At 33.6% G+C, this 12,309-nt stretch carries 18 protein-coding genes; 3 read left to right on the top strand and 15 right to left on the bottom strand.

Annotated features, from left to right (window positions below; genetic code table 11):
• Positions 1-37: 37 nt before the first annotated feature.
• Positions 38-814 carry a hypothetical protein gene (locus tag K412_RS0114935; protein ID WP_024833852.1) on the bottom strand — a complete coding sequence of 259 codons (777 nt, stop codon included), beginning with the start codon at positions 812-814 and terminating at the stop codon, positions 38-40.
• Between the two features lie 222 nt (positions 815-1,036).
• Here K412_RS0114935 and K412_RS0114930 point away from each other — a divergent pair, with 222 nt between their 5' ends.
• Positions 1,037-2,116 carry a type I restriction endonuclease gene (locus tag K412_RS0114930; RefSeq protein ID WP_024833851.1) on the top strand — a complete coding sequence of 360 codons (1,080 nt, stop codon included), beginning with the start codon at positions 1,037-1,039 and terminating at the stop codon, positions 2,114-2,116.
• A 63-nt stretch (positions 2,117-2,179) separates the two neighbouring features.
• Here the strand turns inward: K412_RS0114930 and xerA are convergent, their stop codons facing one another.
• Positions 2,180-3,172 (bottom strand): site-specific tyrosine recombinase/integron integrase, encoded by a 993-nt coding sequence (xerA, locus tag K412_RS0114925; RefSeq protein ID WP_024833850.1) that lies wholly within the window; start codon positions 3,170-3,172, stop codon positions 2,180-2,182.
• A 154-nt stretch (positions 3,173-3,326) separates the two neighbouring features.
• Entirely contained in the window at positions 3,327-3,701 is a 375-nt protein-coding gene (locus tag K412_RS0114920) for a helix-turn-helix domain-containing protein (RefSeq protein WP_024833849.1), read from the bottom strand.
• 874 nt (positions 3,702-4,575) lie between these two features.
• Between K412_RS0114920 and K412_RS0114915 the strand changes: the two genes are divergently transcribed.
• On the top strand, positions 4,576-5,574 hold the full coding sequence (locus K412_RS0114915) for a hypothetical protein (RefSeq protein WP_024833848.1): 999 nt from the start codon (positions 4,576-4,578) through the stop codon (positions 5,572-5,574).
• Positions 5,575-5,581: 7 nt separating this feature from the next.
• Positions 5,582-6,028, top strand: coding sequence for a hypothetical protein (locus K412_RS0114910; protein ID WP_024833847.1), 447 nt, complete (start codon positions 5,582-5,584; stop codon positions 6,026-6,028).
• A 41-nt stretch (positions 6,029-6,069) separates the two neighbouring features.
• Here K412_RS0114910 and K412_RS22555 read toward each other — a convergent pair whose 3' ends face one another.
• The 12 genes from K412_RS22555 to K412_RS0114850 all read right to left on the bottom strand — a co-directional run bounded on the left by K412_RS22555 (position 6,070) and on the right by K412_RS0114850 (position 12,306).
• A complete protein-coding gene (locus K412_RS22555) occupies positions 6,070-6,240 on the bottom strand; it encodes a hypothetical protein (RefSeq protein ID WP_173585615.1) in 171 nt (56 codons plus the stop codon).
• A 1-nt stretch (position 6,241) separates the two neighbouring features.
• Positions 6,242-6,946, bottom strand: coding sequence for a M15 family metallopeptidase (locus K412_RS0114900; RefSeq protein ID WP_024833846.1), 705 nt, complete (start codon positions 6,944-6,946; stop codon positions 6,242-6,244).
• Positions 6,936-7,235 (bottom strand): hypothetical protein, encoded by a 300-nt coding sequence (locus tag K412_RS0114895; protein ID WP_024833845.1) that lies wholly within the window; start codon positions 7,233-7,235, stop codon positions 6,936-6,938. Before K412_RS0114895 ends, K412_RS0114900 begins: the two co-directional genes overlap by 11 nt.
• Positions 7,236-7,374: 139 nt before the next feature.
• Positions 7,375-7,584: a hypothetical protein gene (locus K412_RS0114890; protein ID WP_024833844.1), complete on the bottom strand. Its 210-nt coding sequence runs from the start codon at positions 7,582-7,584 to the stop codon at positions 7,375-7,377.
• Positions 7,585-7,596: 12 nt separating this feature from the next.
• Entirely contained in the window at positions 7,597-7,722 is a 126-nt protein-coding gene (locus K412_RS22945; RefSeq protein ID WP_278244542.1) for a CD1375 family protein, read from the bottom strand.
• Positions 7,722-8,066 (bottom strand): hypothetical protein, encoded by a 345-nt coding sequence (locus K412_RS0114880; protein ID WP_034847590.1) that lies wholly within the window; start codon positions 8,064-8,066, stop codon positions 7,722-7,724. The genes K412_RS22945 and K412_RS0114880 overlap by 1 nt, the downstream gene beginning before the upstream one ends.
• A 28-nt stretch (positions 8,067-8,094) precedes the next feature.
• A complete protein-coding gene (locus tag K412_RS21430; RefSeq protein WP_024833842.1) occupies positions 8,095-9,006 on the bottom strand; it encodes a hypothetical protein in 912 nt (303 codons plus the stop codon).
• A gap of 4 nt (positions 9,007-9,010) precedes the next feature.
• Positions 9,011-9,538: a YmfQ family protein gene (locus tag K412_RS0114870; RefSeq protein ID WP_024833841.1), complete on the bottom strand. Its 528-nt coding sequence runs from the start codon at positions 9,536-9,538 to the stop codon at positions 9,011-9,013.
• On the bottom strand, positions 9,538-10,584 hold the full coding sequence (locus tag K412_RS0114865; RefSeq protein ID WP_024833840.1) for a baseplate J/gp47 family protein: 1,047 nt from the start codon (positions 10,582-10,584) through the stop codon (positions 9,538-9,540). The genes K412_RS0114870 and K412_RS0114865 overlap by 1 nt, the downstream gene beginning before the upstream one ends.
• On the bottom strand, positions 10,577-10,999 hold the full coding sequence (locus K412_RS0114860; RefSeq protein WP_024833839.1) for a DUF2634 domain-containing protein: 423 nt from the start codon (positions 10,997-10,999) through the stop codon (positions 10,577-10,579). The genes K412_RS0114865 and K412_RS0114860 overlap by 8 nt, the downstream gene beginning before the upstream one ends.
• Positions 10,996-11,253 (bottom strand): hypothetical protein, encoded by a 258-nt coding sequence (locus tag K412_RS0114855; RefSeq protein ID WP_024833838.1) that lies wholly within the window; start codon positions 11,251-11,253, stop codon positions 10,996-10,998. The genes K412_RS0114860 and K412_RS0114855 overlap by 4 nt, the downstream gene beginning before the upstream one ends.
• Entirely contained in the window at positions 11,254-12,306 is a 1,053-nt protein-coding gene (locus K412_RS0114850) for an XkdQ/YqbQ family protein (protein ID WP_024833837.1), read from the bottom strand. It abuts the gene before it with no gap.
• Positions 12,307-12,309: the final 3 nt, after the last annotated feature.

The raw sequence follows: 12,309 nt of genomic DNA, 5'->3' as shown, positions 1-12,309 counted from the left end.
TATATTTTATTTCGTAAGATAAGAAATGACTTTTCACTTACCGAATTTCTTGATCATATAGCTCAATATCTTCCTCAATAGCTTCTGATTCATTAACTAAGTTAGTAATAAACCTAGGATCATTCCTGTAAATCCTTGCTTCAATATCAGGAATTATGTCTTGTATTTTTTCTTTTATTTGTCTAAATATTTTGTAACTGTCATCATTGTTAATATCAAAATCTTCGAGCTTTACAATTCCGCTATATATAGCCATCATTTCAGTCTCACTCAACAGCTTACTTTTTCTCATAAATCCGGATCTGATAACAAAATTCTCTTTTGCTCCAGTATAGTTATCACTAAAATAAATTCCGGAGTGAACACCCATTTGTGAGCCTCCTTTATCTCTTTCCCATGTAACATATTGATAGCTATTAACCTTATGCAATGAAGAATTTATACCTTCTGTTTCACAAGCAGCAAGAATAACGTTATTGTATTCAGCTAGAACCCTATAATGTTTGAGCCCTTCAACTTTCATAGGCTCAGCTCTGTTAAAAATCAATTCCTGTTCCTCAAGCTCATTAATAAGGTCTCGGATTAAATTGATTTCCTCCTGCTCAGAAGCATTATGATATGTAATCGTACCTTCAATACAATTGATATCACACAAATCTCTGCCGTCTTTGGTTACACATATTTTTTCAGTATCCCAATTCCCTTCCTTTCCGCTGGTATTAACTGATTTAGCTCCATAGCCCATAGTCCTCAGATAATAAATTAGCTTACCTGATATTGCCCCATATAATAATTTTTCTTGGGTTCTTTCCATTTATTTACCTCCATTCATATTTATGATATAATTCACACATAATAAAAACCCTTGATATCAAGGGTTTCAAGTCATTAATTCAAATCGTCCTTTCGGTACGGATATAGGTACAGAAGAATTAGTACCATAATGTTATCAATGATTAAATCTAGTTGCATAATTAATAGATTAACTATAAAATGTAATTATTGGAAATTTAATTATAATTAGGCGGTGTTTATTATGGATTTTATTGATGAATTAAAGCAATTCTCCAAAAGAGTAGAAAATATAAAAGATAAAATTCTTACGGAGGAAGCAACTAAAACTTCTATCATTATGCCGTTTTTTTCATTACTAGGCTATGATGTTTTTGACCCACATGAGTTTCTACCTGAATTTACAGCTGATGTAGGAATTAAGAAAGGTGAGAAGGTTGATTATGCTATAATAATGGACGGGAAACCTACAATTCTTGTTGAAGCTAAATGGTGCGGTGAAAACTTAGACAAGCATGGTTCCCAACTATTCAGATACTTCGGAACTTCCGAAGCCAAATTTGGAATATTAACTAATGGTATAATATATAAATTTTATACCGATCTGGACGAATCAAACAAAATGGACATGAAGCCTTTCTTAGAATTTAATATTTTAGATATTAAAGATGGCTATGTGCAAGAACTTAAGAAGTTTAACAAAATCAATTTTGATATAGAAACAATATTTAATACAGCCTCTGAATTAAAGTATTCTAATGAAATAATTAAGTTAATGACCCAACAACTCAAAACACCATCGGATAACTTTATTAAATATGTTTTGGGAGAAGTATATTCCGGAATAAAAACACAAAACGTTATAGAAAAATTCCGAGATATTATTAAGAAATCCCTAAATCAGTTTGTAAACGAATTAATGAATGATAAAATAACAACTGCCTTAAAATCAAGCAACGAGATTCAAGAAGAATCTGCAGCTGTATTAAATCCTGAAACTGAAATTAATACTCATGAATCAAAAATAAATACAACTCAAGATGAACTAGAGGCTTTCTTTATTGTTCGCCAGTTTCTTAGCGAAATAGTTTCAAGAGATTTGATAACCTATAAAGATACCGAATCCTACTTTGGAATATTATATGACAATAATTCTTGGAAATGGATTTGTAGGTTTAAACTTGATGGAATAAAAAAATATATATTTCTCCCGGATACTGGAAAAGGTCAACTAAAATATCCTTTGGAAAACCTTGATGATATATCAAACTATAAACAATCTATTCTTGATGTTGCAAGAAGATATATAAAAGATGGCCAATAAAAATTCAAATACTACACACCAATAAAGAGTGCAAATGACGCTCTTTATTGGTGTTCACATTTCTTAAGCTATAAATTTCTTATGATTAAGCTGTACTTCTTCATTATTAAGATCCGCATAAATTTGTGTTGTAGCCGGGTCTGTATGACCTAGAATTTTCTGAACGGCTTGAATACTTGCACCGTTATTTACGGCCGTTGTTGCTGTAGTGTGTCTCAATAGGTGTGGATGGACTGATTTTGTTATTCCTGCCATCTTCCCTAACTCATTAAATATCTTTTGATATCCCCGATGTCCAAGACGGTTAAATGGCTTTTTAGCACTCACGAATAAGGCTTCGTTTTTATCTGCCCTGGTTTCTAAATAACTCCACAAATGAACCTTTGCTCTAGCATTTAAAAATACCGTCCGTTCTTTATCCCCTTTTCCGATTACATTGACCGTCCCCTTATTCCAGTCAATGTCCTGTTTATTTAATTTATAAACTTCATCCAAGCGACAGCCGGTGCTGTAAAAAAACTCCATCATAGCCTTATCCCTTTTGGTTTTACATGTCATTCTGAGTATTTCCATTTCTTCCTGGGATAATGCCTTTCTCACTCTTTTTGCCTTTTTGGCAGGTTTAACCTTCCTCATAGGACTCTTTAAAATATAATCCTCTGCTTCCAGCCAATTAAAAAAACTTCTTAAAATACTAATTTCTGTATTCAATGTTGATTTCTTTATTCCCGTTTGCGAATATTGTGCCAGATATCTTCTTATATCCATTACATCTATGTCTTCGATTCTTTTTTGTACATTTTTTGAAAACCTGGTCAAATGCAGGCTGTAACTCTTCAACGTCTTTGATGATAAACCTTCTAATTTTTTAGTTGTGATGAAAAGAACCAATTTTTCTGGAATTCCCTCATAAGGAACAATTGCGTTTTCGGCAGGCTGCAAATCATAATTATAAAGTTCTTCTTCTAAAATATTTCTAACCTGAACTGCATCTTCATGAGCAAGAAACTCAACAGCCTTGCCCATGATACGAATAATTACATCTTCTTTTAACATAATTTTATTTACCCCTCTCTTGTACGAGGAGATAAGACAGTGATATAATTAGTTTGTCTCCTCGTGGGACGTACTGGGGTTTGGTGAACTTATCTTGCCGGATAGCACCATCCCCTCTTTTGTCCAGTTATTTTTAAATTTTGTTGTATTATAATTAATTTCGATATCTAGCTAAAATTCTATTAACAGTCGCTGTCCCAACATTTAGTATAGCTGCAATTTCCCTTACTGTATTTCCGGATTTTCTTAACTCTAATACTTCATTGTCAGAGAGTTTTCTTTTACGGCCAGCATTACGCTCGTTATATTTCTTGTTTGCCTGTATACTTTTAAGTAAGTCATATCTCGCTTGTAAATCGTTAAACTGTTGTACTAGAGCATCATACTCAGCTTTTGGTACAACATTATACTTTAGAAGGATGTTTTGCTTTTCAATTATTAAATCGTGTTTATCTTTTTGCAAGTATTCAATTAACCTTTCAAGAGATTTTACTTGTTCTTCATAGTCTTTGATTGTTTTTCTTTTCATAACATCACCTTATCATAATTAATTATGATACAATTATATCCACTTTTTGTCATTGTGTCAATATTAATTATGATACATAATTGAAAATACTATTATCTATCTATATTGTGTTTTTTTGCAATATATTGTATAATTATTGTAACACATCATATCTAACAGAGAGATGGATAAAAACTACACAAAAAGCGGGCTATTGCCCGTTTTTTGTTTGTATGATATTAGGCTAATGCGAACTAATACATAAGGTTTAATTTTCCGTTGTTTGTGATGTGATACTTTGATATTATTGTCTTATGCAATATGGACTTTTAAAATAAAATATGAAAGGAAATCTTAAAATATGTATGTTCATATTTTACTCATTGCCTTTATATTATTGCACCCAGAAGTACAGAATCAAATTGTATTTTTGGCCTTCTGGATTATTCAGAAATTTAAGCAATAGTATAATCCTGATAGGGTTCCATCCCTGTCAGGGGCAATTTCAGCAAAGAATGATAAAATAAATGTTTTAAGATTTCCCTATAAAATAAAATAGCGATAGTCCATTAATTGGGATTATCGCTATTTTTTATAGTAATATTATTACATAATTTAGTATTATAGTTATATTTTAGGATTATTTATTCCCTCTTATTGTAATACTTGTTATATTTGTGTAAGGCTTTGATAAATATAAAATAAATGTAACCCCAAATTTAATAACTTGTATTTTTAAAATGAAGGTGTTTTGCTATTTTAGCGGTGTAGATTCAATCATTATAAACTGAAATTGTAAGAGCAAATATTGCAACATGGTTGACTATATATTTTTTAAAATATACAATAAATAGTATTATTTGTATATTTTTATATATTTAGGGAGGAATTTGTAATGAGCACAAAAACTGGAACTATATATTTTTATCAACTTCAATTTTTCAAAAATCTTCATAGTAAAAAAGCTGACGGAACTTTCGCACGTGAATTACTATCTACAAATGAGTTTAAATCCGAATTTAACAATTTGCTAAAAAAGAATCTAAACAATTTTAACTCATTATCTTTTGCGGATGAATTTTCTTTTGAACTAATTGGGACAGGAAATAATATAAATAATATCCAAAGTCTTGATGAAGAAGAGTTTACTTTAAATTCATCTTTTCTGTTTGGGAAAATAGGTAGGATGAAAGATATATTCAACTTTCAACGAAGGAATAAAAAGACTTTAGAAACAAATAATATAGAGAAGGAAATAGATGAATTTTTTGAATGCTATACATACTTTTATATGTTTTTTGAAGAAAATAATAATAAACCAGTAGTAACGATTGCATTTTTAAGATCACAAGCGGCACCTAATATAAGATGCTTAAAATTAATATCAAAACTAATGAGTAATCCTGACTATATAATAGAAATAGAGCCGATTACTACCGAAGATGGTCTTGCAGTACTAATGAATAAGCGTATAATTAATAGTATAAACTATAGTGTTGCTCTTCCATCCGACGATGAATTAGCTAAAAGTATTTACGGGATTAATGATGAAGATTTATTCGATGCTTTTTGTAATTTAAGTAGTCTGAATATGACGCTATCTTTAAGGGGTCCCAAAGGCAAAAATATTATAAATGATAAAAAATCGTTGAAGATAATATTTGATAAACTATCCTCATTCTCTAAAGAAAAAAATGCTAAAAAAGTTTCAACAAGTGCAAACGCCAAAAACGAAGACGAAAAAATGATTGAATACAACTTTTTAGATAATACTTTTATATCTAAAGCCACTTTTAATATTATACCAACTGTTAACTGGGAAGACACTGTAAGAAACGAAATGCATGGACATTATATGAATCTAAGAAATGACTTGTTAAATTTTGTGAGGTGATGTTCGTATGGAAATAAAATCTAACATTATGCGTTTTTTCTGGACCAATATTGTGCTTTTTTTCGTATCAATATTATCAGTTGCTTTTTTATTTAAATATAATTGTTTTAAAGTTAATCCAACGCAACCTATTGATTTAATAAGTTATAACGCAGTAATATCGGGGTTTTTATTTACAGCATTGAGTATTTTAATAAGTGCTTTATCTAACGAAAGAATAGCCAGGTTAAAAAAATATCATTATATAGATAAATACTTTGCGGCTATAATAATTGCACTAATTTTAAGCATATTAGCACTAATAATTAACTTTGCCTATCTATACTTTACTATAAAATTAATTATTGATAATATCGATATACTGCAAAAGATTGTAATTGCGTGTTCTTTTATAAGCTCTGTTTTCTTTATACAGGGAATCTATTATATTATTAAAACTTTAAAAAAGTACTAAATAACAGCCCTCAAGGATTTCTCCCTGAGGGCATTTCTATATTATGATTTATTTAGCTTTACCGCAAAGAAAAAGGACACCGCCATAGTTGCCATTGATGCAAGTTTTTCAGGATCTACTTTGCCGGCTGCGGTGAATCCAATCATTGCACCCACAAGGGCAAAGGTTACTATTGTCTTGACATCTATCAATTTTGAAAATTTCTCTTTCATATTATGTACATCCTCCCATCTTATTGACGATATTCATAACAAATCTGTCAAAGTATTTTAATGTTTTAATTACCCCCAGCCATATGCCAGGGTTGGATTGAGTCGCTTTGATAACTTCCTCGGCAGATTTGAAGTTATTACCCAGAATCTCTTGGCAACACTGTAATACTTCCTTTGCTTTTGCCTTTGTTACAGGACCGGCAATGCCGTCTGCCTTTAGTCCTGTCATACTCTGAAATATTTTTACGTCCATATCTTTTCCTTCTCCTTTCAACACACTGTCTCTGATTGCTTCTTTTTGTTTCTGGCTAATTCCGTTATGTTTTAGCAACTGCACATGCCATGGCTCATAGCTCATTGGTTTAACAAGCCCATACTTTTTTAATTCGGCATTAGTAAGGGACTGAAACCAACTATCTGTTATATCCATGGCTATACAATAACAATGGTTTGATTTACCGTAAGCAGCAGCCCAACACTTCCCGTCAGGAGTATACACGGACCCGTCTGATTTTTGATATGCACCTTGGCTTTTTCTCTGTGCCAATGATTGCGCGTTTATAAGCCTTTGTTTCGCTAAACTCCTGTATCCGGAGGTACAAAGACAATCCTTTCCTTTTTTAACACACAGAGTATTAACTGCGGCAATCAATTTGGGATAAACAAAACATTCATCAGTATATTTGAATTTAACACTATATGACATGTTCTTTTGCCTCCAATCCATCTATTCTTTTATGTGCTGACTTTGCAGACTCTTCAACACCTTTTACACGTTCAGCTAGTGCAAAATGTCGTTCTTCTGATGTTTCTTGCTTTCGCTTTAAATCATCAACGCCAGCTTTTATATAACCTACATCTGATATCAGTGTTCCGGAATTCTTGCCTGCATCTGAACTTTCTTTTTTTACTCCGTTCCGATAGCCAATGTAACTAAATACAATGCCACTCAAAGTTCCGGCCACACTAATAGCTACTAATACATTAACTTCCATTTATCAAGCCTCCCCAATGATGTATTTTTGTAAAACAAAAAGAGAGCCAAATAAATGACTCCCTTTTAGGTCGTGATATTATCCTTATGTCTTTTAGATAGCCCCGGATTGCACCGGGGTTATCTAATCAGTTTGTTGCCTAGCCTTGGGGTAGTGGTTGACCGTAGCCATCCAACCCAATAGCGTTTAGTCCAGCTAATACAGCATCTTTTAGTGCTGCTGGTACAGTGTCAATTGTGCGATGTGTAATATCTGTGTGTACTATCAAAGCTATGTATACATCTACCATATATCCGTCACCTCCTTTAAAAGTTAATATATCCCATATAAGGCGTAATCGTTTAAACACTGTTTTACCTCCCTATTTTGATGTATCTACTATGTTGTCTTGTTCAAGTTTCTTTTTAACTTCTGCCCTAAATTTTTCAGGTATACTGTCAAGTTCCCTTACTCCATTTTTAATCAGCGTTATATACACTTCTAACATTAAAAACCACCTCCAGGTAAGCTAGCTTTGATTGCTATCATTTGCTCGTACACTTCGGCTAGTGCCTGCATTAGAGTGAGTGTGGTTGCCATATTTGCCTGTCGTGTTTGCGCCAATTGGTCAATGCAGCTTTGTATTTGCTGTTTTATATCTCCGTATGGATCTGGTGTGATCTTTATGACAGGTCGATGTGGACTTATTGATGTATCCATACTTTCTATATAAGACCCATCCTCCAATTGCACATCCATGTATGGTACTCCTTGCGGTGTATATACATTAGTTCCTTGCTGTGTTAATAATATCTTACCTTTTAGGTCATAGATAACCCTTACCATTTGCATTATTAAAATACCACCTTTCATGTTTTTATTATTCAAAAGCAACATAATCACAGGCAATCCATGTGTCTGAAGTGGTAGCATAAAAAGTTGCTGTAAATCCTGTTGACAAAATTTGAAAATTATAGCTGCTTGAAGCTATCAAACTAGATTGCATTGAAGTTCCAGGTTTCATATAAGTGTAAAAGCCTTTTATGCCTGTACGACTTAAAAAGGGTGTATCAACTAATAGTATGTATTGAAAATATGTTCCTGGGCTTGTTCTTGTTCCATAGATATACACAAGTCGCGGTTTAAATGGGAGTCCATAAACATTCACTTGTGTAGAACCATCGTAAGAATACCCAGCATCAAAAGTACCGCTTATCCATCTTTTATTATTGTTTGTGCCAATAAGGCGTTGTCCCATAGAATAAGCAATCTTACCCACAATAATATCAGCAGCTGTTGCTGTAGCATCCGATGTGTAGGTTCCAATTTTAATACCATCTTCAGTACCAAAAGGGACATCCATTTTTACATCATCTGGCGTGGCTGTTCCATATTCCCCCCCTTCACCCTGTGATATAAAATTTCCTGTAGTAGCATTGTAGGCGAGGGTGTAAATACCATTTGCTTTCCAGTTTGATACAGGTATTCCATTTGCTTTAACTACGTTTTTTATTCCAATACCATCAGGATTTAATGTCACTTGACCAGTACTATCAGCATTACATTTTATTTGTAATCTTTGCCCATCTATTAACTCTGTCAAGCCTAAATTTGCTGTGTATTCATTATTAACATTTGTTGTCACAGCATATGGTATATGTTTTAATATATCCACCGTATGAAGGTGTAAGCTAGCATCAATAATATCCATGTTATTATTGATAACTTCAATGTCTGCTGTTTCATTTAAGTCAGGCTTTTCAAGATTGTAGTTTTGTGTATATGTTGCCATTTCATTACCTCTCTTTCAAATTGCCCCATGTATTTTCTTTTACCTCTCCCCATGTCAATGTTTTGGCATAGCTCCATGGGTTGTATGTAAATTCATAAATCACATCAAGATGTGCTGGTTTTATATCTTCTATAGCTTTTTTAAGATCATCAAGGTTTGGAGGAATACCCTTCAAACCAACAAATTTAATTGTAAAGCAGTAGTCCGGGTTATTTTCGATAACATCTACTTCCCCATTCGCATAACTTTCACTTACGTTTTTAATCATTTCTTTAGTTGTTGTACCAGCTCCACGTAGTTTGCTCATTATTCTGGTACGCCTGTATTCCAATGGCTTAGAAACGTCAATTTCGATTCCTAATGCTTTTTCCCACATATTCAGGCCCCATGTTGCTGTCGATACATTTAACTGTAAGAACAAATCATCTTTAGCTATATTTAAAGCCTCTGTCCAATGTTCAAAGGCTCCCTGTAGTTCTATAACTTCCCTACTGTTTTTATAGTTGGGCGGTAATAAGTCAATAAGTGCCATCAGGTTATCACCTCAACATTCTGTAATACAGGTACCTTATTATCAGCAATAGTTATATTTGCCGTACCTCCATTAATCGTAAGTGATGTATAGTCCATTACACCGCTAATATCAAGGAGCATGTATACAATACGATTATAGACAATTGTATATTTTTCAAATGATATGTCTTTTAAATATGATTTCAAACTTGCTTCAAATTCTGTTCTTACCGTGTCAAGGGTTGTACTACTATCTATAATTATTTTTGCAGTGATATCTACACTTAATTCCTGCGCACTTTCAACTGTTACCGTTGCACCAATAGGCCTGTTTGATTCTATACACTCAGCACAATTATTTAAAATTGTTGAATCTACAGGCTTTTTCTCATTGTTAACTATCAAAACCTTCACCGTCCCTGGGCCATTCCATAACGGTTCAACTTTTACAGCTCCCACTCCATTTACAGATAAGGCCCATTGCTTATAATGTGCTACATTTCCAGAAGTTGCCGGGCTTCTCAAATAATCGTTTAACCTTTTTACAAGATCTGTATCTGATTCAGGGTCAGTGCCACCAGTTGCTTTTTCATTTGTAACAGTACTTAAACCTCCTAGGCTTATTAGCTGTTGAGTAATAGTACCTACATCAACATTGTATTCCTCTCCTATTTCTACAGCCGTAGCATTTACCATTGCAACTCCTGCTGTTATTGTTACCGTCTCATCAGTCTCAAATTGAAGTCCTTCCACTGTTAAAAATACCTTCCCGGCTGGTATTAGCGTTCCGTCTGTTCCTGTAAAATTTAATGTTGCTTTTGCTGCTGTCCCGGCTTTACGAGTTATACCATATTCAGCACAGCGCCTATCTATATATTCTCCAGAAGTTTCATCTACAAAGGCAATTGGAATTAAAGCATCTAGGGACTGATAACCCTTCCAGATTTCATAGGCAACGGCACTTATCATGTCATTTGTGTAACTACCTTCATTGACATTTATGTCTGTAGAAAGTCGTCCTATTAAATCACTTTTAATGCTTTCTGCTGTTAAGTCTTCATACATCTATATCCACCTCCCCATAAATTGTCTCAATTGTGCAGCTTATTTTTATAATTTCATCACTAAACGCTACATTTATATTTAATACACCAGTGATGTATGGGTTTATAAGCAAACATTCTTGTACATACCTTGCAGCTTCTGATTGTTTTAATTCATCCGTAAATGGTTGCCCTATAAGGGATTCGATTTCACTTCCAAAATCCCATGTATATATTTCATATCTGAAACGTGGAGTTGTAAGTGCCTTCCACGCCCAAACAAAAACGGCTTCCTTTCCTGTTAAAATAACAGGTGAGCCGTTTTGATATACGGGAATATTTTTTTCGAAATCCCATTTTACTTCTTTGTATAGTTCCAGTTCTGTAGGTGTTTCATCTATTTGTGGTTGTATGCTCGGGAATAGTGTTGTACTCATATACTCACCACCTTGCAAAGTATTATATACCGCTGTTCATCTTCAATGGGTACCAGAAGCAGCATATCACCTTCCGTGAATGTATTAATTATACTGTTTTTCAGCACCGAATCTTTATCCTGTATTGTGCCTGCCACATCAAGTTGTAAAGGATTAGCCGTAACAACGGTACCAAAACGAAAGTTAGCAGGTATTTGAGATTTACTGACTTGTCTAATAGTTTTAACCATCGTTAAAAAAGGGTTATCTTCCATTTACTTTCCTCCCGGCTTATGTGTATAGTCCCAATTTCCGCTTGTGCTTGATTTTGTTTTACTTCCATCCTTGTTTGGGAGAGCTCCAACATCTTGTTCATCCATAATGTTTTTAAAGTTAACAACCAATTTGTTGTAATACTGCCCACGCTTCCAGGTATGAGTATCACTATCAATGTAAAACAGTCCGTATACCCCGGTGTATGGTTCCCGAACTACTACAGTACCTCCGGTAATGTTTGCAATGTTTCCCAAATTCTCTATGGTTATCTTTTGACTTACTCCATTATCTGCTATCAGTTTTTTGGCTTTTGCAATGCCATTCTCACCTTTTGCCTGCTTAAGATAGCTTTGCAATACTCCGTAAAGCTTTATTGCTTCACTGTCTTTTTGTGTTGATATAAGTTTGTCTTTATCATTGTAAATAACAACCTGATTAACCATATTAGATATGCTTTCAGTTGTTGATGCCGACATTAGGTTACTACCGCCTTCTATCACCAGTGTTTCATTTGTGACAGCTTTTTCTATAATATTTAACTTTGAGCCAGTGAAGCGCATTAAATATTTTTTGTCAGTTGCTTCTGAGGCTAATGTATAAGCTGTTTGAATCATACTATACAAACTTACTCCGATAAAATTCCGGGATACTTTCACATTGGGAGCCACGATTGAACCAAGTTGGATTCCAAAATCAGTACAGATTCTTTTTGCTATTGCTGCAGGAGTTGTATTTTTAAATTTATATGACGCTTCGTTACGTTTAAGGTATATGCCACGATCATAGCAGGTTATATTTATTGTGCTACTGTTTGTGTCCTTCTGCCGTTCAAATATATATCCATCAAACAATATCATAGTATCTTGCATCAAAATTACACTATTCCCCAGTTCGCATTTAATAGCAGGAAGATTTTTGTCTGTAGGTGATGATATAATCTCAAAGTCAAGAGTTCGTGAGCATTGTTGGTAATCTCCCGACCAGGTAATTGACTGTACAAATTGAGTTACATCTACAGTGCCAGTACTGTTTGTTATTAAAAGTTTGATCATATA

It is taken from the genome of Ruminiclostridium josui JCM 17888 (genome assembly GCF_000526495.1).
Taxonomy (GTDB): domain Bacteria; phylum Bacillota; class Clostridia; order Acetivibrionales; family DSM-1351; genus Ruminiclostridium; species Ruminiclostridium josui.
Note: the sequence above shows the minus strand (reverse complement) of the source record. Positions and strands in the feature narration are given on the sequence as shown.